Raw genomic sequence first — 26,074 nt, forward strand, 5'->3', positions numbered from 1 at the left:
GACTTATTCCTCATCTCGCTTTCTTGCAAACCATGTGTTACTTTATTTCCTGTTCTAAAAGCTTAAGGAAACTCGGTGGAACTTCAACTTTCTACTCTATCCATCCTATTATTATTTTTAATCATATTGGCTGCTTTTTTTGCCGGTACTGAAATCGGGATGATGTCTATTAATCGATATAAATTAAAACATCTAGTGAAGAAAGAAAATAAACAAGCCATTAGAGTGAATCAGATTCTTGCACGCCCTGATCGATTATTAAGCGTTGTATTAATTGGTAATACATTGGCTAATATTTTTGCATCAACAATAGCAACTTTGATTGGACAACGACTCTACGGTGATGTTGGGATCGCTGTGGCAACAGCCCTTTTAACATTAGTCATATTAGTGTTTTCTGAAATGATTCCTAAAACATTTGCAGCAATTCATCCGCAACAGGTTGCCTTTGTTACGTCGTTACCATTGAGCGTTTTACAATGGATTTTTGCACCTTTAGTTTATGTGAGCAGTGCAATGTCTAATGGTGTTTTACACTTATTCCGTGTCTCTGTGGATAAAATGCAAAAAGAATCATTAACCGGTGAAGAGTTACGGTCAGTGGTTCATGAGGCTGGAGGATTATTGCCTGTTGAACATAAAAGTATGTTAATTAGTCTTTTAGATTTAGAAACAGCAACAGTGGAAGATATTATGATTCCCAAATCAGAGATTATTGGGATCGACATTGAAAAACCTTGGTCAGAAATATTGGAACAATTGGAAACTGCAAAGCATACCAGACTGCCTTTATATCGTGATTCAGTAGATGATTTAGTTGGAATGATTCATATGCGCGATGCCTTAAATCTGGCTATAGAAGATAAATTAGATCTTAATAGCTTATTACATGCAGCTGATGAACCCTATTATATTCCGGAGGCTACCCCATTAAATGTCCAGCTTTTAAATTTTAGAAAAATGAAAAAACGCAGTTCTTTTGTAGTGGATGAATATGGAAATATTCAAGGATTAGTCACTATGGAAGATATTCTTGAGGAAATTGTCGGTGAGTTTACTACAGATGTAGCGGCATTAAGTCGAGATATCACTCCTCAAAATGACGGCTCGGTTATTGTGGACGCTGGTTTAACTTTACGCCATTTAAATCGATTAATGGGATGGCAATTACCGCATATTGGACCAAAAACCTTAAGTGGCTTAATTGTTGAATATCTTGGCTACATTCCTCCAGCGGAATCATGTTTAACCATAGAAAATTATCGTATTGAAATATTAAAAGTAGGAGATAATACGATTAAAAGTGTGAAAATGTTTAAAATAGGTAAAAAGCCACAAATTTTGGAGCTTTTTGCAACAAAAAAATAGTGTTACTCACTAAGTTCTGAATAAGGCGCAAGTAACGTGAGATGAAATAGTGCATTAAGTACATGATTGAGGCAAACGAGCTTGCAACGCTCTGTATAGAACTTAGGGAGTGGCCCTATATCCCTTTCAGGGGAGAGTGGTTGAAGCAGAGTATACATCAACAGGAAAGGTTTTCGCCGCTCTCATAAAACTATAAAAAGATTATGATCTTATATCACTTTCTTTTAACGTTGTGACTTGCGCAGTAAACATATAACCACCATTACGAATAGTTTTAATTAATGCTGGTTTTTTTGCATCTATCTCTATTTTTTGACGAAGTCTGCTTATTTGTACATCAATTCTTCGATCAAAAGGATTTAGATCGCTATTTTTAGTAATTTGCAATAAAAGCTCTCGATCTAAAACTCGTTGGGGTTGTTGAACAAAAGTCAGTAATAAATCGTATTCACCTGCACTTAATGACAACTCTAGGTGGTCATCACGAAAAACACGTCTGGATGCAGGATAAAGTCTCCAGTTAGAAAAAATAAGTACTTCTTTTTCATGGGCAAGATGATGTTGTGCTCTTAAAACGCGCCGATTAATAGCGCTTATTCGTGCATGCAGTTCTCTTGGATAAAGAGGTTTTATTATGAAGTCATCAGCGCCTGCATCGAGTACTTCAATACATGCATCTTCATCTGCAGTATCATTTATCACTAATAAAGGCACTGGATAGTTTGTATAAAACTGATGAATCATTTGCGGTTCATTTTTTAAAATCGACCAATGAATTAGAATTGCTGCAGGTATTCCTGATATATTTTGCAGAGGATCAAGTTGTTTTTTTTGAACTATTTTTATATTAAATTGTGCAAAATAATTTTTTAGATCGTCACTGACTGGATCTTCATCAATAAATAGCAGATAGCTTGATTGTAGCATTAAATTCTCTAAGTTTAGGCATGATGTTGATGCATAATTTTGGCAAGTTTATTGTCTGCTTGCAATTATTTTCGATATTCGTAAGTTCAAAACCCTATTTTGTTGTCGAGAAATTAATTAGGGTCTGTTGACAAGTGGTTTCCATTGCCTATGTATCGCGTGTAACATGTAGAGGATCAGAATGAATTGTCAACCAACCCTATTGTTTTTTCTTTTTTTCCAATAAAATGGTACGTAATAATTGAATGATAAATGCGCCTAATTTTCTTTGTCTGCCTGATTGAGTCAGCGGGATGCCAATCTTTCTTGAGATTTTAGCTTTCAGAGCAGAGATACCAATAAGTCTTTTCCAGGAAAAGCCGCCACGATTCATTTCTACTCCCTTACATCAAATTAATAAATCTTATTATCCTAAAAAAAATAAAGAAGTTCTACTGAGTGTTGTCTAGAACTTAGTGGATGACGTTATAGAGTTAAGGTAAAGGTAAAAAGAGTTTGTTTCCATAAAATTGATGGAGTTGTTGATACATTTGAGAAGCCGGTGTAGCTTTCGCAAAGTTGCTCTTTAGATCATCATCCCATGCACCCGTAGAGAGATTTTGAATCACTGGAATATAATTTTTCTCATCTGGGTAAAGAACCAGTACCCAATTATTTTTGATTATTCCATATAGTTTTTGTTCCTCAAAATATTGAAGCTTATTAGGCTTAATTTCAAGCTCCCCTGTTTCAGGATTAACCATATAAAATAAATGACCAATCTTTATGGATTTTTCTTTTGATAATTTTTGGTTAGGAAATATGCCACTTTCAATAAAAAAGGTTCGTTTGGGTAAAATGTAGCTAGAATTAAGCACTGCTGGAAGTAAAGAAATTCCATCCATTTTTTGTTTATTTGGGAGATGCAGAAAATCGAGAATGGTAGGTGACAGATCAATTAATGCAACGCGTGTGTCAATTTTGTCGTCTTTCGTGATTATTTGCCCATTTTTATAAATTCTGAAAGCTAATACATTATGATACTGTTTAGGGCTTAATATATCCGAACCATGGCCGGCGCTTTTATTTAAATCAGTAGCAGTTTTTTCTTTGAGATATTCTGCAAATTTACTAGGAAGCGTGCCTTGATAATTAGAGTAATTGGTTAAACGAGAATTAGGATGGTACAGTACTTCCCCATGATCGCTTAATATGATAAGGAGACAATTGTCCAAATAATGATTCTCTTGTAAATACATGAAAAATGATTCAAATTGTTGATCGACTTTTTTTAAAGCTTGCTGATAAAGAATATCTCTTTTTTCAAGACTAAATTCATTATTAACTTGTTCGGGTAAGGATGACGCCCATGCATAAGGCCAGTGTGGGAGTGTGAAATGAACTCCAAGAAAAACGGGCATGGTATGTACCTCTGAGGCGAGATCATGTTTTAATTTAGTCGTAAAAGTTTGTGGATAGTAAGAAAAAAAACTAGCTCGATTGCTGTAATTATAAGGAAATAACCAGGAGCTAATTCGAAAATTGATTAATAAATTAGACAGCGGTAGGTCATTAGACGTTCCAAGAATGACATCATTAATACCGAGTCTAGGACCAATAACGTCTTCGAACCCAAACTCCTTGTCGATATTATTAAATCGCCTGTCGTCTGTCGCATAGATTGTCGTATATCCTTGTTTTTTTAGCATCCAAGCAATACTTAACTCACTTTTGACCATATCTTTGGCTACTAAATTCTCCTCACCATGATGATGCTCTGCATATAATCCGGTTAAAATACTAGACCATGCGGGGTAGGTTCTTGCAAGTGGGCTGATTGAATCAGTAAATTGGGTGCTTTGATTCACTAATTTAGAGAAAAAAGGCATGCTTTCAGAAGTCACACTATCTGGACTTAGTGAATCTATTCCTAATAGGATAATGTTAGGTTTTTCACTAGCGTAGGGTTGAGTAGTTTGGTTATGGGTCAGATTTAAAATTAAAGGAAGAATGGCTATGACTGCTAATGTATATAAACTTTTTCGATAAAGAATACTGTTAATGATTAAAAAACTTAATCCTAATACTGAAATACTTAATACAATCAGCATAAATGATTCTGGTATTGGAGGCGAAAAGAGCTTGCTAAAGATGCTAAGTGGAAAATAATAGCTATTTGCACTAAGTATGGCGCAAACAGTACACACCCAAATAATAATGATCCATTGCTGATCCGTAAAATAATGCCAGGGGCGTTTTAGTATTCCAATAAGCAAAAGCGTCTGAATGAACGATAACAGGATATAAAGAAAGAGGTGAATCATGAATGTTGTGATTAATTCTATCCAAATTTGCGCCGGAAGTTTTATTGCATTAACAAAACTACTGTTGTTGGTGTACACTAATGCTAATTGTAAAACAAAGAAACATAAATTGAATAAAATAAAATAAGTAAAATAAGAAAATACTGCATTTGTTTTTTTCATTGGAAATCGTAGTACGGCTATTTATATTTATATGTCAATTATAGATCTTAAAATTAAAAATAGGGCAAGCTTACACATTTTTTTCATTAAAGATCAGCCGTAGGGCTATTAATATGCCAATTGTAGATATAACCATCAATACTATTAATGTGCTTCAGCTGACTTTGTAAAGGCTCAGTAGCAAATATTAATAAATGAAAAACTACATCTTGTTTTGTGCCGCCAAAATCTTCTTCATACCATTCATAGATCTTAGAGGTGATGAGCTTTCCTTCGACAACATGTACTCCTCTAAGAGAATTAATATAGGTTGTAGCTGCTTGATTTAATTGCTCTTCTAGTTTATTTCCCTGATAGGCTTTTCTACTTAAGTTTGGAGCACCGATGGTGGCATTATTTAAAGCATAATGAGTGCGAGGATCATTCCAAATTGCTCTAATAATACGATTATTGATATCATCCAAGGTCAAGGGGGTGTCCTTAATAGTGATTAAATTTGCTCCCCAAGGACCTACACTGAATAAACCTGGAGAAATATTAATTTCTTGAATGGTGGTAATAGGGTAGTAGTTAGCAACAATTTGTACTGTCAAGGCATTATAAACATTAAGCCAATAAGCGAGTTGTTCATTACGATTGTAATTATCAATGTTGATTTCTGACATGCTTTTTAAATAATCTTTTAATAGGTTTAAATCTATTTGAGTCATATGGTTATAATCAACGAGATTAATGTTCTCTTCATTAGTAATGACACGACGGTTTAGAAAAGTTTGCCAAAGTTGATGATTAATCACTTTATGTGATAATGGATTATTCACTTCCCATTTAGGCCATAAATTTTTATAAAAAGAGGCGTTTGCTAGCTCTGTAAAGAGGAGCATCAATAATAGGACGAGAGACTTTTTCGTAAACGTTACTAAAGAGAAATATTGCTTTTTCAGCAGGGCCCTTGAACCCACATGCGACTGCGTATACGCGCACTTAGAACTCTTTTTCATCTTTCTCTTTGTTGTGAGTTTCCGAAAGAGGCTCATATACTTGTTACTGCATGCTGTTTTAAACATGAATTATTGCTCTGTTGCGGAGAGCGTTTCCTATAGTATTGCCATCCAAAAACTCTAATTCTCCGCCTGAAGGGATACCATGCGCTAATTGAGTCATATTGACTGGCTGATCACGTAAAAGCTGATGAATAAAATGAATGGTGGTTTGTCCTTCTACACTAGGACTCAACGCTAATATTACTTCTTTAATATTTTCTTCAATGATAAGCTTTTTAAGTCGTGGCAACCCTATGTCATCTGGCCCTAATCCATCAAGTGGAGAGATTTTTCCCATAAGGACAAAATATTTACCTTGAAAGGCATTGCTTTGTTCTATAGCAGATACGTCAGCTGGACTTTCTACTACACAAAGTAAGGAGGCATCTCTATCTGCGTTTTGGCAGATAGCGCAAAGATTTTGCTCTGTGTAATTAGCACAACGTTCGCAATGCTGTATTTGATTCATTGCTTGCTCCAAGCAAGAAGCAAGGAGCAATCCTCGCTGTCGTTGATGTTGGAGCAAGTGAAAAACCATACGCTGCGCAGATTTTGGACCTACGCCTGGAAGACAGCGGAGTGCTTCGACCAAGCGAGTTAAAATATCCATGCTTAGGATTATTCCTTATCGCCCTTATCGCCACCCATTAAGTCAGTAGGAATATTAAGACCTGCAGTTAATTGGCTGATTTTTTCTTTGGATGCTTTTTCAATTTTTCGTACTGCATCGTTAATAGCGGCTGCTACTAAATCTTCGAGCATTTCTACATCCTCTTCCATCATGGATGGTTTGATTTTCACTTCAGTTGCATCATGGCGGCCATTCATTTTAACCACTACCATGCCACCGCCAGCTTCACCGGTAACCACTAATTGGCTTAATTGCTGTTGCGCTTCTTGCATGCGTTGTTGCATTTTTTGCGCTTCTTTCATTAGGTTACCAAGATTTTGATTCATATCCATTTGTTAGGACCTCATATGTTTAGGGTTTAAATCGCATATATTATAAGTCATCTTTTAATGAGACAATAGAATTTTTGACCAATTCAGCTGAAAATTCTTGCTGAAGTTGCTGGAATACAGGGTCATTAAGTAATGCATTCTCAGCATTTTTTTGTTTTTGTTGCATTATTTGTTCTTTTTGTTGAGCAGGGGATGCGTGCACTGACTCATCAGTGTTGAGATTAATTTTTACCTGATATTGATAATATTGACTTAATGCACTTTCGATCCGAGTAAGTACCGTTGGTGTAAAAAGGGATTGATGCCCTTTAGCTACACGTAAAGTGATTTCCCGACCTTCTTTTGCAATGAGTTCAGCGTTTTCAACAGCGTTAAGTGCTAAACCGGTTAGTTTAAGATCTTGAATAATACTCGACCAATTTTTAGTTTCTTGATGAGTAACTTGCTGGTTCTCATCACTGTCTTTCCTAGCCGAACTAACCACATTGGGTGCTTTCTCTTCAGTATATATTTTAGGAGGATTTATCGTAGTGCTGCGCACATTTGCAGGAGGCGTTTGTTGCTGAGGTAAGCTATTCTGATAGGAAGCTAAAGGAGGGGGGGCTACTTTAGAAATGGGTCTAAACGTTTGCATACGTAAAAGCGTCATGTTAAAACCAATAACTAATTCCGGAGCAAGATGTATTTCTTCTCGTCCTTTTAGTCCAATTTGATAAAATAATTGAATATCTTCAGCTGAAATATGATGCGCAAGATTTATTATTTCTGAGGAGGGATTAATTAAAGGATTATTGTCACCAACGTTTTGGTAGATGGCTATTTGATGGAGATAGTTAAGAAGCTCATCCAAAACATATTGAAAGTGTCCTCCTTCAAGAGAAATTTGGTGGCTGATTTTTAAGAGCATGGAAGCATTTTGCTCCGCCAGTGCTTGAAGTAATTGCAGGGCATAATCCTGTTGGGTATAGCCCAAGAGCGTTTTAACCTCGCTTGCACATAATTGAGTATTGCAGCCAGCAATGGCTTGATCTAAAAGACTTAATGCATCACGCATACTGCCGTGGGCTGCCTGAGCTAATATATCTACAGCTTGGTTTTCAAAATCTAATTGCTCTTCCTTAAGAATTAGCTGCAACTGTTGGCTAATAAGTTCAGAAGTTAAATGCTTCAAATGAAATTGCAAGCAACGAGATAAGACTGTAATGGGTAATTTTTGTGGATCGGTGGTCGCTAAAATAAATTTAACATGTTCTGGTGGCTCTTCCAGCGTTTTTAGCAGCGCATTAAAACTATGTTGCGATAGCATGTGTACTTCGTCGATTAAATAAATTTTAAAGCGACCATTAGTAGGAAGGTATTGTACGTTATCCAGTAAATCACGTGTATCTTCAACACGAGTTTTTGAGGCCCCATCAATTTCAATCAGGTCAATAAAGCGACCTTGTTCGATTGCACAGCACGTTCCGCATTGTAAACAGGGCATAGAGTTAATACCTTGTTCACAATTTAGTGCTTTAGCTAAAATTCGCGCAATACTTGTTTTTCCTACACCACGTGTTCCTGTAAATAAATAGGCATGGTGTAAACGTTGTTGATTGAGTGCATTAATTAATGCATTTTTAATATGATCTTGTCCAACCAGCTGAGAAAAAGTACGTGGTCTCCATTTACGGGCAAGTGCCAGATAGCTCATATTTAATGTTTCATACGTTGGGTGGCGGCTCTAAGAGCCACACTTCGGCGCTCGAATCAATCGTTACCGCTGCTCCCTTCCGGGCCTGACGGGGTTCACAATCTATCGCCGCGAAGGGACCAATAGAGCCACCATAGTTGAATCGCGAAGATTAGCAAAAAAAAAGGGGAATAGCCAGCCCTGTAAAAAATTATTTAAATATCAAGCTTGCATTTTCAACATCATGTACTACATTAATATACGTTGTTTATTGAAAATTAAAAATTTAATACAAAATATTTTATAAAAAAATGCAGAAAGTGTTTGACACTGGATGTGAAATGAGTAGAATACGCAGCACACCTTGAGGGTGAGTTCATTAAGAAGAGAGAAGACAAACTGTGTGGGCACTTTAGAGAGCTTTGAGTGCTTAAGAAGTAAATAGAAGAAGTAAGAAGCTGGTTTAAGACTAGCACAGGAATTGAACTGAAGAGTTTGATCCTGGCTCAGATTGAACGCTGGCGGCATGCTTAACACATGCAAGTCGAACGGCAGCATGACCTAGCTTGCTAGGTTGATGGCGAGTGGCGAACGGGTGAGTAACGCGTAGGAATATGCCTTGAAGACTGGGATAACTTGGGGAAACTCAAGCTAATACCGGATGATGTCTGCGGACGAAAGCTGGGGACCATTTTGGCCTGGCGCTTTAAGATTAGCCTGCGTCCGATTAGCTAGTTGGTGGGGTAAGGGCCTACCAAGGCGACGATCGGTAGCTGGTCTGAGAGGATGACCAGCCACACTGGAACTGAGACACGGTCCAGACTCCTACGGGAGGCAGCAGTGGGGAATATTGGACAATGGGGGGAACCCTGATCCAGCAATGCCGCGTGTGTGAAGAAGGCCTGAGGGTTGTAAAGCACTTTCAGTGGGGAGGAGGATTGATAGGTTAAGAGCTAATTGATTGGACGTTACCCACAGAAGAAGCACCGGCTAACTCCGTGCCAGCAGCCGCGGTAATACGGAGGGTGCGAGCGTTAATCGGAATTACTGGGCGTAAAGCGTGCGTAGGTGGTTGATTAAGTTATCTGTGAAATCCCTGGGCTTAACCTGGGCAGGTCAGATGATACTGGTTGACTCGAGTATGGGAGAGGGTAGTGGAATTTCCGGTGTAGCGGTGAAATGCGTAGAGATCGGAAGGAACACCAGTGGCGAAGGCGGCTACCTGGCCTAATACTGACACTGAGGCACGAAAGCGTGGGGAGCAAACAGGATTAGATACCCTGGTAGTCCACGCCGTAAACGATGTCAACTAGCTGTTGGATATATGAATATATTTAGTGGCGTAGCAAACGCGATAAGTTGACCGCCTGGGGAGTACGGTCGCAAGATTAAAACTCAAAGGAATTGACGGGGGCCCGCACAAGCGGTGGAGCATGTGGTTTAATTCGATGCAACGCGAAGAACCTTACCTACCCTTGACATACAGTGGAGCTTGCAGAGATGCGAGTGTGCCTTCGGGAACACTGCTACAGGTGCTGCATGGCTGTCGTCAGCTCGTGTCGTGAGATGTTGGGTTAAGTCCCGTAACGAGCGCAACCCTTGTCCTTAGTTGCCAGCACGTAAAGGTGGGAACTCTAAGGAGACTGCCGGTGACAAACCGGAGGAAGGCGGGGACGACGTCAAGTCATCATGGCCCTTACGGGTAGGGCTACACACGTGCTACAATGGACGATACAGAGGGAAGCGAAGGGGTGACCTGGAGCCAATCTTAGAAAGTCGTTCGTAGTCCGGATTGGAGTCTGCAACTCGACTCCATGAAGTCGGAATCGCTAGTAATCGCGAATCAGCATGTCGCGGTGAATACGTTCCCGGGCCTTGTACACACCGCCCGTCACACCATGGGAGTGGGCTGCACCAGAAGTAGATAGTCTAACCTTCGGGGGGACGTTTACCACGGTGTGGTTCATGACTGGGGTGAAGTCGTAACAAGGTAGCCGTAGGGGAACCTGCGGCTGGATCACCTCCTTAAAAAATAAGGCATGAAAGGACCTCAAAGTGCCCACACAGTTTGTTTTCAGAAAGATGAAGAATCCTAAGCCCCAAAAGGGCAAAAGATGCTCGAATACAGTCACTGCAAGTGCACAGCGCGAGCAGTAGCACAGAGTGATTCGAAGCATTTTTACAAGAGGTTTTGTTTGAATCAAGGCGCAGGCATGAGCAAGCGAGGGAGCATACATCAGTAGGTGACCGAACGAGAGAATGCAGGTAACGCCGAGTAAAACAAAATATCGCAGTAAAAATTTGGGTCTGTAGATCAGTTGGTTAGATCGCACCCCTGATAAGGGTGAGGTCGGTGGTTCAAGTCCACCCAGACCCACCAATTTTAGGTATTTTTCTAAGGATAGTCCAGATTAAAGTGCTTTGCGGAGTATTTTCATCTGGAATAACCAGACGTTCATTAAAAAAATGGGTAAATAAAGAGGTAACACAAGCGACTTGTATTGAGCAGTAAAGCATATAATTTTGAGGTAATTGAGATTATATGGTCAAGAAGAGAAGCGCAAACGGTGGATGCCTTGGCAGTAAGAGGCGAAGAAGGACGTGGAATCCTGCGAAAAGCTTTGGTGAGCTGGAAACGAGCGCTGAGCCAAAGATGTCCGAATGGGGGAACCCGGCCATGCGTGAGCATGGTCATCTATGACTGAATACATAGGTTATAGAGGCGAACTCGGGGAACTGAAACATCTAAGTACCCGAAGGAAAAGAAATCAAAAGAGATTCTCCAAGTAGCGGCGAGCGAACGGGGAGGAGCCTGGCGTGATTTATTGTGAGAGGAAGTGGAACAATTTGGGAAAGTTGGCGATAGAGGGTGAAAGCCCCGTACACGGGAAGCTCATGAAGAACTAGGCACGCGAATAAGTAGGCCGGGACACGTGTAATCCTGGTTGAAGATGGGTGGACCATCATCCAAGGCTAAATACTCCTTACTGACCGATAGTGAACCAGTACCGTGAGGGAAAGGTGAAAAGAACCCCGGAGAGGGGAGTGAAATAGAACCTGAAACCGTTTGCGTACAAGCAGTGGGAGCATGGCTTAGGCTGTGTGACTGCGTACCTTTTGTATAATGGGTCAGCGAGTTACTTTCAGTGGCGAGGTTAACTGAATAAGGGAGCCGTAGAGAAATCGAGTCTGAATAGGGCGAGAGTCGCTGTGAGTAGACCCGAAACCGGGCGATCTAGTCATGTGCAGGATGAAGGTTGGGTAACACCAAGTGGAGGTCCGAACCGGGTAATGTTGAAAAATTATCGGATGACGTGTGACTAGGAGTGAAAGGCTAATCAAGCCCGGAGATAGCTGGTTCTCCCCGAAAGCTATTTAGGTAGCGCCTCGTGAATGATTGTTGGGGGTAGAGCACTGTTTCGGCTAGGGGGCTGTCATGGCTTACCAAACCGATGCAAACTCCGAATACCGGCTAATTGAATCACGGGAGACACACGGCGGGTGCTAACGTCCGTCGTGAAGAGGGAAACAACCCAGACCGCCAGCTAAGGTCCCCAAGTACTAGTTAAGTGGGAAACGATGTGGGAAGGCACAGACAGCCAGGAGGTTGGCTTAGAAGCAGCCACCCTTTAAAGAAAGCGTAATAGCTCACTGGTCGAGTCGGCCTGCGCGGAAGATGTAACGGGGCTAAAACTAGTCACCGAAGCTGCGGATGTGTGCTAGGCACACGTGGTAGGGGAGCGTTCTGTAAGCTGATGAAGGTGCATTGAGAAGTGTGCTGGAGGTATCAGAAGTGCGAATGCTGACATGAGTAACGATAATGAGGGTGAAAAGCCCTCACGCCGGAAGTCCCAGGTTTCCTGCACGACGTTAATCGGAGCAGGGTGAGTCGGCCCCTAAGGCGAGGCTGAAGAGCGTAGTCGATGGGAACCAGGTTAATATTCCTGGACTTTTTATAAGTGGTGAAGTGGGGACGAAGAAGGCTAGGTGAGCCAGGCGATGGTTGTCCTGGTATGTGCATGTAGGGGGATGGTTTAGGCAAATCCGGACCATTATTAACTCTGAGGTGCGACATGGTGCTGACACTTCGGTGTACGGCGAAGTCATTGATGCCCGGCTTCCAGGAAAAGCTGCTAGCCATAACTTATAGAGAACCGTACCGCAAACCGACACAGGTGGACAGGTAGAGAATACTAAGGCGCTTGAGAGAACTCGGGTGAAGGAACTAGGCAAAATGGTACCGTAACTTCGGGAGAAGGTACGCCCTTTTCGGTGAAGGAATTTACTTTCTGAGCTGGAGAGGGCCGCAGAGACCAGGTGGCTGCGACTGTTTATTAAAAACACAGCACTCTGCAAATTCGTAAGAAGACGTATAGGGTGTGACGCCTGCCCGGTGCCGGAAGGTTAATTGATGGGGTTATCTTCGGAGAAGCTCTTGATCGAAGCCCCGGTAAACGGCGGCCGTAACTATAACGGTCCTAAGGTAGCGAAATTCCTTGTCGGGTAAGTTCCGACCTGCACGAATGGCGTAACGATGGCCACACTGTCTCCACCCGAGACTCAGTGAAATTGAAATCGCTGTGAAGATGCAGTGTACCCGCGGCTAGACGGAAAGACCCCGTGAACCTTTACTATAGTTTTGCACTGGACTTTGATGATAACTGTGTAGGATAGGTGGGAGGCTAAGAAGTATCCACGCTAGTGGGTATGGAGCCGACCTTGAAATACCACCCTGTTGTTATTGAGGTTCTAACTTGGTCCCATTATCTGGGATAAGGACAGTGTATGATGGGTAGTTTGACTGGGGCGGTCTCCTCCCAAAGAGTAACGGAGGAGCACAAAGGTACCCTCGGTACGGTCGGACATCGTACCAAGAGTGTAAAGGCATAAGGGTGCTTGACTGCGAGAGCGACGGCTCGAGCAGGAACGAAAGTTGGTCTTAGTGATCCGGTGGTTCTGAATGGAAGGGCCATCGCTCAACGGATAAAAGGTACTCCGGGGATAACAGGCTGATACCGCCCAAGAGTTCATATCGACGGCGGTGTTTGGCACCTCGATGTCGGCTCATCACATCCTGGGGCTGAAGCAGGTCCCAAGGGTATGGCTGTTCGCCATTTAAAGTGGTACGCGAGCTGGGTTTAGAACGTCGTGAGACAGTTCGGTCCCTATCTGCCGTGGGCGTAGGAAAATTGAGAGGAGCTGCTCCTAGTACGAGAGGACCGGAGTGGACGAACCTCTGGTGTACCGGTTGTCACGCCAGTGGCATTGCCGGGTAGCTAAGTTCGGACGGGATAACCGCTGAAAGCATCTAAGCGGGAAGCCTCCCTCAAGATGAGTTTTCCCTTGAAGCCCGTTGAAGACTACGACGTTGATAGGCAAGGTGTGGAAGCGTAGTAATGCGTGAAGCTAACTTGTACTAATTGGCTGATTGTCTTGACCATATAATCTGAGTTACTTCAGAGTGAAACGAATATAAGTGACACCATGACTCTCTTTGTTTACCGGAAGTAACGCGCTCCAAGGCGCGCTACTCAAAACAGTTTTCCTGGCGACCATAGCGGTTTGGAACCACCTGATTCCATCTCGAACTCAGTAGTGAAACGAACATGCGCCAATGATAGTGTGAGGTTTCCTCATGTGAAAGTAGGTCATCGCCAGGGTCTTTTTCTTAAGCGGCTTTTATGCCGCTTTTTTTGTTACGTTAACAACGTATTTTTCAAACCGCTTTAAGCCTTTAGAGCTACTCTTAATTGATTTTTATTGAACTTTAGTTTAAGGTAAATTTATTTAGATCAGGTCGTGCCATGTTAGTCCAGCGCATTTTGGATTTTATTAGGAGTATTGAAGAGGCAGATGAGCCTATTTTATGTGACGTATCATTATGTGATCATCTTTCATTATATTTTTCCAAAAGATCACCAGACGATAATTTGAATAAAGAAGACATTCAAGTTTTACTGGATTGTTATAAAAGCCGCTGGGATTTAATTATTGATAGTGATAATGATTATACACTTAATCCTTCAAGTGTGAACCAGCGTTGGATTGATTTTGCTCGAGAACTTGAACCCATAGCCAAACGAAGTTATTTAAAAATATTAATACCTACCGTAACCAATGAGATAGATTTAAATGATTTTTCACCACTGACTGAGACAGTAAATCTATTTAATTTTTATCTTGGTTTCGGAGGCAGTACTTTATATAGAAAATTAAGCTTTTGTCGGCATTTAGAGCGTTGGCAATTTGTTTTATCAACATATAGAAATGTTACAGACCGAACGTTGAGCGTGGTTACAATAGATGAGCTAGCTCGTTTAAAGTTATGCAAACAAACGACAAAAAAAGTGGCAATTGATACTGAAATTTTCGACAATTTTTGGGATTTAATGAGAAAAAAAGTGTTCATTCATTTGAGCGATAATGGACAAATTCCCATAGGTTTATTACCGCATTTGTTGGAATTAGTTGAACGATATTATTTTTTAAAATCGAATGGGTTAGATTTTTCGGTATTTAAAAAGGATGTTAAAAATTTCTTTCGTCGCTTATATGATTATGAGTTGGCAGCTGTGAATTCTTTATATGGAGCAAAAATCGAATATAAGAAAGAAGAGCAATATTTATTGGATGTCTTTATCGATCTTCATACTGCGACTAACTTTTCTGAGATGGAGTTAGCCATTCAAGCCCTAAGTAAATGGTTGTTTCATTTTGATCCAGAATTAAAGGCCTCGAGTATAGAATTAGAAAGCGTTTATGAAGCATTATCTAAGAATGAGCGGCAAATAGTTGTAACCAACAACAGCCAATCCAAAGATTTAGAAAATTGTTGTACTTTGTTAGTTTCTCTATTAACTACAAAATTTAAGGTTTCTACCTCGTTCACAAAAAAGTCTTATAGTTTATGGGATAAATCAAACGAGATACTTCCCGAGCTAGAAGATATTTTTACTATTTTACTGCCTTTGATTACTGAAAATCGACCTGATTCGTTAGCACAAGCTTACAGAGATATTATTAAGGACATTATTGCTCCTGTAAGTGCCGATAAAAGTTGGTATACTTGGGCCACTCGCTCTGAAGAAACTGTTAAATGGTTAGATCTTGTTAAGAACCGTAAATTAAATGAACTTGGCGCTTATTGGTTTGAACCAGAATTATTATTTTCTGCATTGCTTCTATTCAATACAAATCATCAATCTTTGAAAGCACGTATTAATCTCTTCTTAGATGATATCGTTCAAACATATGCCCAGGATCAAAATGATTTAATGAAACAATTTCGAGTCAATATTTTATTTAATGAATTTCTCATGGGATTAAGTGAACATCACCAAGTTAATTTATTGAGATTAATAAAACTTTGTGATCTCAAAACCGCCAAATCCAATTTTCTCAATAACTGTGCTTCATACATTAATGATCGTTTGTCTCAATTAAGTCAACTTCCAACAGAGACTCGGACAGTGTCTTTTTTTTCTCAACTGTACAAGCTAGATAGTGCTAAATTATTTAAATTACCCGAAGAAAAGAAAGATGTAAGTTCCATGATAACAGAATATAAAACTCAATTGCTTTCTCTTAACCTTGAGCCAAAAATTTCAGAAAAAATAGGTAAATATTTGCTTAAAATTGGACAGCCTATTTTAACTGTGGCACAAAAAGAAATGGCAAAAAGTGGCAGTCGCCCTATGGATTATATGGGGCAATATACTTAGAAAGATAGTTTTTAGTAGTATTTGATCTATGTTGCATGGATGTTATTTTAACGTCAACTCGATGTACTGTTTTTATTTAAAACTTGGTTCACGGGACATAAAAGGCAGTTCTATGCCTTTTATGTTCGGCCCACATTATTTTAATATTTATCTGACGGAATCGTATTGAGCACAAAGTTTAATGAAATTTTCGTATCGTTTGGCAGAAATTAAACCTTCGGTCACTGCTTGAATGATGGCGCAATGAGGTGTGTCTTTATGAGTGCAATTGCGAAATTTGCATTGTGATAAATAAGGTCTGAATTCAATATACCCATGAGCAATTTCCGCCATATCGATATGCCATAAACTAAATTCTCTTACTCCGGGGGAATCAATTAATGCACCACCACTAGGCAAATGATAATAGCGTGAGTTGCTGGTGGTGTGTTGACCTAGTTCTGAAATTTCAGAAAGCTCTTGCGTAGCAATATTGGATTCATGAGGTAAAACGCTTGCAATGAGGGATGATTTACCTACACCTGATTGACCTACAAAAACACTAACTTGGTGATTGAGTACTTGCTTTAATTGTACTAACCCGGTTGAAGAATGTTTATTTGTTAACAAAATGGGGTAATTTAAATTGCCATAACTCTTGAATAATTGCTCTTGCAGCATTTCACAAGGTAAATCAGTTTTATTCAGTAAAATAACGGCGTGCAGTTGTAATGTTTCAGCCATAACTAAATAACTATCGAGCAAGGGCCAAGATGTCTCTGGTTTGGAGGCAATAACGATAACTAGTTGTGTCATGTTTGCCGCGACAGGTTTTTTTACTCCAGCATTAGTTGGTTTTGCTAAAAGGCTATTGCGCGGATAAATGCTGACCACTACGCCTTGATTTTTGCCTTCCATTTGCCAAATAACTCTATCTCCGGCAACTAAGGTTTCCAGATTCGGTCTGATGGAGCAACGTATGTGATTCCCTTGATTATCTTCTACTTCAACATGTTTGCTAAATCGCGTAATCACTAAACCTTCTATAAGAGCATCATTATTTTGCTTATGCTGATGATAATCTTGTTGTATTTTTTCAATTCGTGTCGATTGTTGTTTACTAATACGTCTTTTACTCATAGTTCGGATCTATAATATAATGTGCTTCCTGATTTTGAAGATAAGATCAGGCTAAATAAACATACAGTATGAAGGTAAATTTAATTTAATGAAAGTATACTTAGTTGGTGGTGCTGTTCGTGATCAATTATTGAATCTGCCGGTAAAAGAACGGGATTGGGTTGTAGTAGGCTCCAGTCCTGATGAGTTATTGCAAAAAAAATTCAGGCAAGTTGGACGTGATTTTCCTGTTTTTTTACATCCTGAAACAAATGAAGAATATGCCTTAGCGCGAACAGAACGAAAATCAGCACCCGGTTATTATGGTTTTTCTTGCGATTTTAGTAAACAGGTTACGTTAGAAGAAGATTTAGCACGACGTGATTTAACGATTAATGCAATCGCTACGGATGAGCAAGGCCAACTTATCGATCCCTATAATGGACAACAGGATTTAAAAGATAGGGTCTTGCGCCACGTTTCTCCTGCTTTTGTTGAAGATCCTGTACGCGTATTACGCGTTGCTCGTTTTGCAGCACGCTTTCATTATCTAGGTTTTAAATTGGCTGAAGAAACACGTTCTCTAATGTATACCATGGTTAAACGAGGGGAATTAACGCATTTGGTTGCAGAACGTGTTTGGCAGGAATGGCAACAAAGTTTAGAAGAAAAAAATCCCGAGCAATTTATTTGGACATTGCGATCATGTGGCGCATTGGGTGTTATTTTGCCTGAAATCGAAGCGTTATTTGGGGTGCCTAACCCTTATCGTTATCACCATGAAGTGGATAGTGGTATTCATAGTTTATTGGTTTTGCAAGCTGCAGTGGCTTTAACAAATGATCCTATCGTTCGGTTTGCGGCTTTGGTGCATGATTTAGGTAAAGCTTTATCGCCGATGGACAATTGGCCCAGCCATCATGGCCATGAAGAACGAGGGGTAACTATAATACAGTCTTTGTGTACTCGTTTGCGGATCCCAAATGATTATCGTAATTTAGCAGTTATGGTTTCGCGGTTTCATTTAAATATTCATCGTTTATTCGAATTGCAAGCAGTGTCTATCGTGAAGATTTTAGAACAAAGTGATGCATTTCGTCGTTCATCGCTTTTTTATAATATGTTAATTGCGTGCCAGGCTGATGCAGAAGGCTGCGGCAAAACTGTCAATTATCATCAAAGTAAATTATGGGGTTATTTGTTAACAGAGTGTGCTAAAGTAAATACTAAGGCAATCGTAGCACAGGGTTATGAGGGAGAAACAATTAAGCAAGTTCTTCATCAAAGACGTGTGGCATGTGTTGAATTGATATTAAATTCTTGGAAGGCAAATGAAAAATAATCAAAACTTAATTTGGATAGATTTAGAAATGACAGGGCTTAACCCTGAGCAGGATAGAATTATTGAGTTGGCTACTGTTGTGACAGATCCCCATTTAAATATTATTGCTGAAGGACCTGTTTTTGCCATATCTCAGTCTAAAGTTTTGCTCGATGGCATGGATTCTTGGAATACAAAACAGCATGGCCAATCGGGCTTAGTCAAGCGTGTTCTTGAAAGTGATGTTAGTGAAGTACACGCTGAAAAACTAACCATTGAATTTTTAAAACGGTACTTGGATAAAGGTAAGTCCCCTATGTGTGGTAACAGCATATGCCAAGACAGGCGATTTCTCTATAAATATATGCCTGATTTAGCCTCTTTTTTTCATTATCGGAACTTGGATGTCAGTACTCTTAAGGAGCTTGCGATACGTTGGCGGCCTGAATTATTAAATGGAGTTGTTAAAGAATCAAAACACCTTGCATTAGATGATATTAAAGATTCTATTGCCGAGTTAGTTTATTATCGTAAACATTTTATAAATTTGCTGGATACAACAAAATGATACAAAGAGAACGATTGGAATTACCGAAGAAAGCAGATAAATTATTACTGCATTCATGTTGTGCGCCTTGTTCTGGTGAGGTAATGGAAGCGTTAATTGCTTCTGAGATTGATTTTACTATATTTTTTTATAATCCTAATATTCATCCTGCGCAAGAATACGAAATTAGAAAAAATGAAAATGTTAATTTTGCAAAAAAACACAATATTCCTTTTATAGATGCGGATTATGATAAGGACAATTGGTTCGCTCGAGCTAAAGGCTTGGAATGGGAACCTGAGCGAGGTAAGCGTTGTACTATGTGTTTTGATATGCGTTTTGAACGCACGGCTTTATATGCTCACGAACACGGTTTTCCTGTGATTAGCAGTTCTTTAGGAATTTCACGTTGGAAAGATATGAATCAAATTAATGATTGTGGCGTTAGAGCGGCCAGTAAATATCCTAATTTAGAGTATTGGACTTACAATTGGCGAAAAAATGGTGGTTCAGAGCGCATGTATGAAATTGCTAAGCGTGAAGAATTTTATAAACAAGAGTACTGTGGGTGTGTTTATTCGTTACGTGATACCAATGCCTGGCGTAAACAAAAGGAACGGAACCGAATTAAAATTGGTGTTAATTATTATACTGAAAGTTTAAATAATGAAGGTACATCATGAGCATACACTCACATGGTGAGTCGCATCACCATCATCATCACCATGGGAATAATAAAGATGCAGTAACTTATAATAAAGCTTTTATTATTTCCATTATTGCAAATGGTTTATTCGTTGTGTTGCAAATTGTTTTTGCCTATTTAGCTAACTCAACCAGTTTGCTTGCAGATGCTTTTCATAATTTAGGTGATGTATTAGGCTTGATATTGGCATGGGTTGCTACTGTTCTTATGAAACGTACACCAACTATGAAAGCAACTTATGGTTTAAAAAAGACGTCGATACTTTCTGCTTTGGCAAATGGAATTTTGTTAGTCTTTACATGCGGTATTATTGCTACAGAAGCAGTATATAAGTTATTTTCTCCGGCAGAAGTTCAAGCAGTATCGGTGATGATCGTTGCTGCTATCGGTATTGTGATTAATGCGACTACTGCATTATTATTTATACGTGGTTCCTCTGATTTAAACATTAGAGGTGCTTATCTTCATTTGTTCTATGATGCTTTGGTTTCAGTAGGTGTTGTAGTGTCTGCTGCATTACTTTATTGGACTGATTGGCTTTGGATAGATCCTGTAGTTGGTTTACTCATCGCAATTATTATACTTAAAGGAACTTGGTCTTTATTTACAAGTAGTTTCAGATTAATTATTGATGGTGTTCCAGAGCATATTTCTTGGACAGAGGTAAGTGAATTTTTATTAAATAAGCCTGGAGTGAACGCTTTTCATGACCTGCACATATGGGCGCTTAGCACCCAGGAAAATGCAATGTCTGTTCATTTACATATGCCTGAGGAACCGCTTTCTGATTCATTAAGAGCTGAGTGGGTTAAACAATTGCGTCAGCAGTTTAATATTCAACATGTAACTATTCAGGTAGAGCGCACGGCAACCGACTGTAATGATGCATGCCATAATCCCGGGTTTTTATAATGTGAGAGCCTGTTGAGTATATAGTTAGCTGAACGGAGGGGCTTACCATGACGATGAGGTTTAGATTGACTTTGGGAAAGTTGCCTAACCAATTATATGATACCCGCTATCAATATAAATAACATCACCAGTAATATTTTTCGCATAGTTGCTGGCAAGAAAAGCGACCATGGCGCCGACATCATCGATATCTACTAACGATTTAAGGGGTGATTTTTCTTTTGTATGTTGGAGCAAATGATCAAACTTTTCAAGCCCTGAAGCTGCGCGTGTTTTGAGAGGTCCTGGCGAAAGTGCAATGACTCGAATTTGATGTGGGCCTAATTCTACGGCCATATAGCGTACAGAAGCTTCCAATGCCGCCTTAACTGGCCCCATGAGATTATAATTTTCAACTACTTTTTCAGCCCCATAGAATGACATGGCAAATAATGAACCTCCATTTTTCATGAGTGGTTTAGCGAGATTGGCCATGCGAATAAAAGAGTGGCAAGAAATGTCCATAGCCATGAGAAATCCTTCTTTAGAACACTCATACACAGGCCTTTGCAAATCCTGTTTTGGCGCATAAGCAATTGAATGGATGACTATATCAATTTGTCCCCATTTTTTGTCGATTTCTAAAAATAAATTATCTAAATCATGATCTTTGGTGACATCACATTCACAATAAATAGACGGTTTAAGATCGATTGCGATTTTATCTACGAAGGGTTTCGCTTTTTCATTTAAATAAGTGATTGCGAGCTCAGCTCCTACCCTTTTCAAGACGCGTGCACAACCGAAAGCAATGGAGCTGTCATTGGCAATACCGATTATTAATGCTTTTTTTCCTGCAAGTAATGTACTATCCATTTTCATAATTCCTTAATTTTGTCTTAGTATAGAGCATTAAACGGATTTTGTTTGAAATTTGACATTAAAGATTAAACCTAAAACAGCTTCTATTATGTCCAATGGGTAATCTGTAATACTGCACTCGATTATGGAAGTTTCACTACAATAACGAGAGAAATGCAATGAGCAATGTTCCTAATAAAAATGGTCATGAAATTGCTGGAGATATTCTTAAATTAATTCTGATGCCTGTATTAATTATTACAATAATGTTATCTAATTGTCTCCATTATGGTAATCACTCATAGAGTATGTGTATTTCGTCATTGTGAGTCTTAGCGAAGCAGAACGCGCTCACATTGAGGATTTGAACTGGATTTTGCTCGACTTATTTTTATCGGGCTCTTAAAGAAGAATATACTCCACCAACGCTACCAATTATAATTTTATGGTTTTTGTAACCTCATCTTAAACTATTTTTTCGTGAGCAGCTCTAGGCCTTTCTTGTAACTGTTGCAAGCGAGTGCTTCTTCTCCCAGCTTTTCATGAAGCTTTCCTTTCGCTTCATAGGCCAAAGCTGTAGGTTCTATCTCATTGGATTTTTCAAGGTAATATTTTGCTTTTCCCCAGAGTTGGAGCTTAATGCACAGTTGACCTAAACATAAATAAAGAGCCGCTGAATGGGTATTTTTTTTCAATAAGGATTCTGCGAAAGTCAGTTGGTGTTCATCAGCGGGTAACATTGCGTAAAGCCCTATTAATTGTGAATTAAAATTCTTGCGTAGTGTGCGGTATAATAGGTTTTTTGCTGCGGTGAATTCATTGTTTTTTAATAGAAAACGCGTATATTCTGCAATAATTTCGGGGTTATTAACCAAAGTTTTAGGGATACTCTGAAAGAAAGAGTTTACTGCATCGGATTGATTTTGTTTGGCAAGAGCAATCAGTCTTTGCAAATAAGTATCATATTGTATTAAATCGAATTTTTGTGGACTAATGACTTTATATTTTTTTAGATCTGGCAAAAGAGCAATAAGCTGAGGCCAATCCTTTATCTCTTGATAGAGTCGCATCATCAGCATTAACACATAGGGATGGCGTGGTGCAATAGCATGCAAATGCTTTAATGTTGCCAAAGCTTGTTCCCACTGATGATTTGCTAATTGCAACTCTGCTTGGGTTAATTCAACTGCAATTTTTGCTTCGGGCATGGATTGCTGTGCTTCTCGTAAATAATCATCACGTAATTGATTATCCCCCATTTTTTGAGCTGCTCGTGCTGCAGTTAAATAATTCAGTAAAGGCGTATCGGAATTGGGTAAAGCCTGGATTAAATGATTTTTGGCTTTTAGCCAGTTGCCTTCGCTATACTCAATTAAACCTTTGCGGGTAATTGCTTGTGCTTTTCGAAACCGTTTTTTGGCACGCCATCGCGTTAATGTACTCGGAGTATGAGTAATTTTCTGACAGAGACGCATACAAAGATAGAGGATCATAAATAAGAGAATTAAGGTAAAAACAGCGACCCAAACAGTAGTTTCTATAGTCCAATGGTTCATTGCAATTAATACATAACCAGGATCTTTATTAAGTTGAATACCTATAATTACCGCAACCAATAAGATTAAGAAGGCAAAAAGAACACGTATCATTGTTGATTTCCTCCTTGTTCATTATTTGTGGATTGATCCGTGGTTCCTTTTTTACTCTCAATCAACTCATTAAGCATAGGCAGTGCTAAGCCCAAGGGTGGTCTTTTTTGAGTAATACTGATTTGCTGTAACTCGGTCAGTTTTTTGATTAGAGACGCCGTATTTTGTGTGTTTTCATTAAAATTTGTTTTAAGCGTGTTAATTGCTTGTTTAAGAACCAGTTGATAAACAAAAGAATCATGATTAAGAACGGCCCATTGAGCTTCCTGGAGGTTGAGATGTAGATTTTCTTTAAGTGCCGCTTCTAGTAAGGGGGACAAAAGCGGTTTGATTTCTTGATCATGACGACGTATGATCACCAGTTTCCCTAATATATTCATACTTTCTTGTAAATGCGTACTCCAAGCAGAGGAATTATTGGATGATGTTTTTGATTGCTCCATTGTGGCTTTATTTTCATTTTCAGGCAAAGGAATGCTGAGATTATTAATGCTGTTTTGTGCTGCATCTAATTGACTTAGCAAGCCGGCAATATCTACAGGAGGTATTGCTTGAATCTGTGCTATATCTTTTGCTATTGCTTGTCTTATCGCAAAGACCTTAGGCTCGTTAAATTGCTTTAATAGCTGATCTGCTTGCTCCAATAATGCTATTGTTGCATCAGAACTGTTGCTCCAATGGGCATTAATTTGGGCTAATTCAAGATAATAACGTGCCTTAAGAAAAAGCCAATCTTGATTGTGATAAAATCTTTGGCTCATCGCATTTTGTAATTGTTTGCTTAGAGCATCAAACTTTGTTTGAAATTGGGTTTGGATTTCTTCAGTATTTTTTGTTTTTGCATTAGTTATTTCTTGAGTTTTATTTTGTTTTTGTTCTAACTCTTTTAACTCTTCAGCGAAATTAGCATTTGTATTGGCCAATTGCTCATGGAATTGATTATTTAAGAAAAGCGTATATGTAGCAATGGCTAAAGCCCCTAATGCAATGATGATCGCTACAGCAGCTATGATAAAATTGTTTTTAGAAGCAAAAGAATTATTGTTGTGAGACTTTGACCCTGCATTTTGTCCTATATTTGACGTTTTTTTTACTTTTTGCATCTGTTCTTCATTGCTACTGGCCATAGTTAATCCTTGTTTACGTAGTCAAGCAGTGTATTTAGCACCTGATTAGGGTGACTTATATTAATCTTATGTATTCCTAATGAAGAGGCAATTTGAGCGAGACGCTCACTAATAACTAGCCATGTTTTATTTTTTAGCCAATGGTGGGCCTCTTTACCGAACAGTTTAAAAAGGTTAATCAGAGACTGTTCGCTTGTTAACAGTATAATGTCCACTAAGTCATCGCGCCATATTGATTGAACGAATAAGGGACTTAGTTTGGGCATCACTCTTTGATATACCTTTAGAATAACTAGATTTGCTCCTTTTTGTATCAGTTGCTCTTCAATAAGTGGTCTGCCTTCTTTTCCTTTAAATAGTAGCACGTTTTGCTTTTCAAGGTGTTGTAACGTTTCTAATGATAATAAATGTTCACTATCAGGGAACTCAGGGATAGCACTCACTTGGATGTTATATTTTTGCAGTGCGGTGGCGGTTCCTTGACCAATTGCAATGACCTGGATTGAAGTAGGCCAATTTATGTGCAGTTGATTGAATTGAGTAAAACAATAGTGAACTGCATTGGCACTAATAAAAAGAGCATGATCTACGGTGTTTAAATTAGGTAACAAATAAATCCAATCGCTGTTTGATGCTTGAATTTCTAGTGCAGGAAGCTCAAGTGCTATACCTCCTGAAGCAAGAATGCTTTGGGTGAGCTTATGTGCTTGCTCTCGGGGTCGAGTATTTAAAATGCGCAAACCCTTTAGTGACCGTTTCATTGCATAACCGATGCTAGAAGATTGGCTGCGCCTTGTGCTATTAAGGATTGGGAACAACGCTGGGCCATGTTTGCTGCCTGCTCTAAAGATCCCGTTTGGGTATCTTCAATGGTTTGGGAGCCATCAAGGGTCAGAATTTTTGCTTGCAGGCAAAGTTGATTCTTGTCAATGGGAGTGCAGAAAACCGCTAATGGGACATGGCAGTTTCCGCCTAATTGTGCATTAACTTGTCGTTCTGTATGAACACAAAGCGACGAAATAGGATCGTTTAATGCTGCAACAAGAGCATGAATTTCTTGATCATCTGTTCTGCATTCGATTGCTAAGGCTCCTTGTCCACATGCAGGCAACATAATTTTTGCGGATAATTGCTCTGTAATCACATGGGTGAAACCCATACGTTCAAGACCAGCAGCAGCGAGAATGATCGCTTGATATTCTCCAGATCTAAGCTTTTCGAGGCGCGTGTTGATATTGCCTCGCAAAGGTTTAATACATAAATCAGCTCTATAAGCTAATAGTTGAGATTGCCTTCTCAGGCTGGCTGTTCCAATGACGGCTTGCTGAGGTAGCGTCTGTAGGCTGGTATAATGATGACTGACAAGAACATCAAAGGGATTATCTCTTTTACAAATTGCAGCCAGACAAAGTCCGTGGGGAAATTCGGCAGGCATGTCTTTTGATGAATGTACGGCAAAATCTGCTCTCTTATCCAGTAATGCTTCTTCTAATTCTTTGACAAATAAGCCTTTTCCACCAACAGCCAAAAGCTTATCTTTGAGAAACTTATCTCCAGATGTAGTCATAGGTAATAATTCAATATGGAGTTTTGGCCATTTGTTTAATAAAAGTTGACGCACATAATTTGCTTGCCATAGAGCGAGTGGGCTTTGACGTGTCGCTATACGTATTATTCTTGAATTCATTTTAATACTGCATTCAGGAGGAATGCAG

The 26,074-nt window shown here is 39.3% G+C and carries 19 protein-coding genes, 1 tRNA gene, 3 rRNA genes and 1 other RNA gene; 10 read left to right on the top strand and 14 right to left on the bottom strand.

The features are described 5' to 3' along the window. Positions 1-75 precede the first annotated feature (75 nt). Positions 76-1,368: an HlyC/CorC family transporter gene (locus DYH34_RS01490; protein ID WP_058463975.1), complete on the top strand. Its 1,293-nt coding sequence runs from the start codon at positions 76-78 to the stop codon at positions 1,366-1,368. Positions 1,369-1,569: 201 nt separating this feature from the next. Here DYH34_RS01490 and DYH34_RS01495 read toward each other — a convergent pair whose 3' ends face one another. The 8 genes from DYH34_RS01495 to ffs form a co-directional block, all read right to left on the bottom strand. Next, positions 1,570-2,295 (bottom strand): winged helix-turn-helix domain-containing protein, encoded by a 726-nt coding sequence (locus tag DYH34_RS01495; RefSeq protein ID WP_058463974.1) that lies wholly within the window; start codon positions 2,293-2,295, stop codon positions 1,570-1,572. A gap of 199 nt (positions 2,296-2,494) precedes the next feature. Beyond that, the gene (locus tag DYH34_RS17930; RefSeq protein ID WP_165481798.1) at positions 2,495-2,668 is read right to left on the bottom strand and encodes a hypothetical protein; all 174 of its coding nucleotides are present in this window, start codon (positions 2,666-2,668) and stop codon (positions 2,495-2,497) included. A 100-nt stretch (positions 2,669-2,768) separates the two neighbouring features. Continuing rightward, positions 2,769-4,760 carry a sulfatase-like hydrolase/transferase gene (locus DYH34_RS01500; protein ID WP_058463973.1) on the bottom strand — a complete coding sequence of 664 codons (1,992 nt, stop codon included), beginning with the start codon at positions 4,758-4,760 and terminating at the stop codon, positions 2,769-2,771. A gap of 86 nt (positions 4,761-4,846) precedes the next feature. Beyond that, entirely contained in the window at positions 4,847-5,644 is a 798-nt protein-coding gene (locus DYH34_RS01505) for a DUF547 domain-containing protein (protein WP_058464321.1), read from the bottom strand. Positions 5,645-5,819: 175 nt separating this feature from the next. Continuing rightward, positions 5,820-6,413, bottom strand: coding sequence for a recombination mediator RecR (gene recR, locus DYH34_RS01510; protein WP_058463972.1), 594 nt, complete (start codon positions 6,411-6,413; stop codon positions 5,820-5,822). Between the two features lie 8 nt (positions 6,414-6,421). Further along, positions 6,422-6,766 carry a YbaB/EbfC family nucleoid-associated protein gene (locus DYH34_RS01515; RefSeq protein WP_058463971.1) on the bottom strand — a complete coding sequence of 115 codons (345 nt, stop codon included), beginning with the start codon at positions 6,764-6,766 and terminating at the stop codon, positions 6,422-6,424. A 40-nt stretch (positions 6,767-6,806) separates the two neighbouring features. After that, entirely contained in the window at positions 6,807-8,459 is a 1,653-nt protein-coding gene (gene dnaX, locus DYH34_RS01520) for a DNA polymerase III subunit gamma/tau (protein WP_058463970.1), read from the bottom strand. A 28-nt stretch (positions 8,460-8,487) separates the two neighbouring features. After that, positions 8,488-8,584: signal recognition particle sRNA small type (gene ffs, locus DYH34_RS01525), an RNA gene on the bottom strand. A 337-nt stretch (positions 8,585-8,921) separates the two neighbouring features. Here ffs and DYH34_RS01530 point away from each other — a divergent pair. The 5 genes from DYH34_RS01530 (at position 8,922) to DYH34_RS01550 (ending at position 16,159) form a co-directional block, all read left to right on the top strand. Next, a 16S ribosomal RNA gene (locus DYH34_RS01530) occupies positions 8,922-10,466 on the top strand. A gap of 275 nt (positions 10,467-10,741) precedes the next feature. Further along, positions 10,742-10,818 (top strand) — tRNA-Ile (locus tag DYH34_RS01535). A 164-nt stretch (positions 10,819-10,982) separates the two neighbouring features. Continuing rightward, a 23S ribosomal RNA gene (locus DYH34_RS01540) occupies positions 10,983-13,879 on the top strand. Between the two features lie 103 nt (positions 13,880-13,982). Further along, positions 13,983-14,098: ribosomal RNA gene (gene rrf, locus DYH34_RS01545) — 5S ribosomal RNA — on the top strand. The 16S, 23S and 5S rRNA genes sit together here with 1 tRNA gene alongside, the layout of an rRNA operon. A gap of 144 nt (positions 14,099-14,242) precedes the next feature. Beyond that, complete coding sequence (locus DYH34_RS01550; protein WP_058463969.1) at positions 14,243-16,159, top strand: hypothetical protein; 1,917 nt, start codon at positions 14,243-14,245, stop codon at positions 16,157-16,159. Between the two features lie 147 nt (positions 16,160-16,306). On the opposite strand, the gene rsgA is transcribed toward DYH34_RS01550, so the two are convergent. Next, positions 16,307-17,278 (bottom strand): small ribosomal subunit biogenesis GTPase RsgA, encoded by a 972-nt coding sequence (gene rsgA / locus DYH34_RS01555; RefSeq protein ID WP_058463968.1) that lies wholly within the window; start codon positions 17,276-17,278, stop codon positions 16,307-16,309. A gap of 88 nt (positions 17,279-17,366) precedes the next feature. Between rsgA and DYH34_RS01560 the strand changes: the two genes are divergently transcribed. From DYH34_RS01560 to DYH34_RS01575, 4 genes are read left to right on the top strand one after another with little or no spacing between them, the layout of a single operon-like run. After that, on the top strand, positions 17,367-18,599 hold the full coding sequence (locus DYH34_RS01560) for a multifunctional CCA addition/repair protein (protein WP_058463967.1): 1,233 nt from the start codon (positions 17,367-17,369) through the stop codon (positions 18,597-18,599). Beyond that, entirely contained in the window at positions 18,589-19,146 is a 558-nt protein-coding gene (gene orn, locus DYH34_RS01565) for an oligoribonuclease (protein WP_058463966.1), read from the top strand. Before DYH34_RS01560 ends, orn begins: the two co-directional genes overlap by 11 nt. Then, a complete protein-coding gene (locus tag DYH34_RS01570) occupies positions 19,143-19,808 on the top strand; it encodes an epoxyqueuosine reductase QueH (protein WP_058463965.1) in 666 nt (221 codons plus the stop codon). The genes orn and DYH34_RS01570 overlap by 4 nt, the downstream gene beginning before the upstream one ends. After that, positions 19,805-20,743: a cation diffusion facilitator family transporter gene (locus DYH34_RS01575; protein WP_058463964.1), complete on the top strand. Its 939-nt coding sequence runs from the start codon at positions 19,805-19,807 to the stop codon at positions 20,741-20,743. Before DYH34_RS01570 ends, DYH34_RS01575 begins: the two co-directional genes overlap by 4 nt. Before the next feature lie 84 nt (positions 20,744-20,827). On the opposite strand, the gene fabI is transcribed toward DYH34_RS01575, so the two are convergent. The 5 genes from fabI to hemC all read right to left on the bottom strand — a co-directional run bounded on the left by fabI (position 20,828) and on the right by hemC (position 26,046). After that, positions 20,828-21,598, bottom strand: coding sequence for an enoyl-ACP reductase FabI (fabI, locus tag DYH34_RS01580; RefSeq protein WP_058463963.1), 771 nt, complete (start codon positions 21,596-21,598; stop codon positions 20,828-20,830). 455 nt (positions 21,599-22,053) lie between these two features. Beyond that, positions 22,054-23,232, bottom strand: coding sequence for a heme biosynthesis HemY N-terminal domain-containing protein (locus DYH34_RS01585; protein ID WP_058463962.1), 1,179 nt, complete (start codon positions 23,230-23,232; stop codon positions 22,054-22,056). Then, positions 23,229-24,359: a uroporphyrinogen-III C-methyltransferase gene (locus DYH34_RS01590; RefSeq protein ID WP_058463961.1), complete on the bottom strand. Its 1,131-nt coding sequence runs from the start codon at positions 24,357-24,359 to the stop codon at positions 23,229-23,231. The genes DYH34_RS01585 and DYH34_RS01590 overlap by 4 nt, the downstream gene beginning before the upstream one ends. 2 nt (positions 24,360-24,361) lie before the next feature. Then, positions 24,362-25,120 carry a uroporphyrinogen-III synthase gene (locus DYH34_RS01595; RefSeq protein ID WP_058463960.1) on the bottom strand — a complete coding sequence of 253 codons (759 nt, stop codon included), beginning with the start codon at positions 25,118-25,120 and terminating at the stop codon, positions 24,362-24,364. Further along, positions 25,117-26,046, bottom strand: coding sequence for a hydroxymethylbilane synthase (hemC, locus tag DYH34_RS01600; RefSeq protein WP_058463959.1), 930 nt, complete (start codon positions 26,044-26,046; stop codon positions 25,117-25,119). Before hemC ends, DYH34_RS01595 begins: the two co-directional genes overlap by 4 nt. Between the last annotated feature and the right edge of the window lie 28 nt (positions 26,047-26,074).

Origin of the sequence: Legionella cincinnatiensis, assembly GCF_900452415.1 — a bacterium.
Lineage (GTDB): Bacteria > Pseudomonadota > Gammaproteobacteria > Legionellales > Legionellaceae > Legionella > Legionella cincinnatiensis.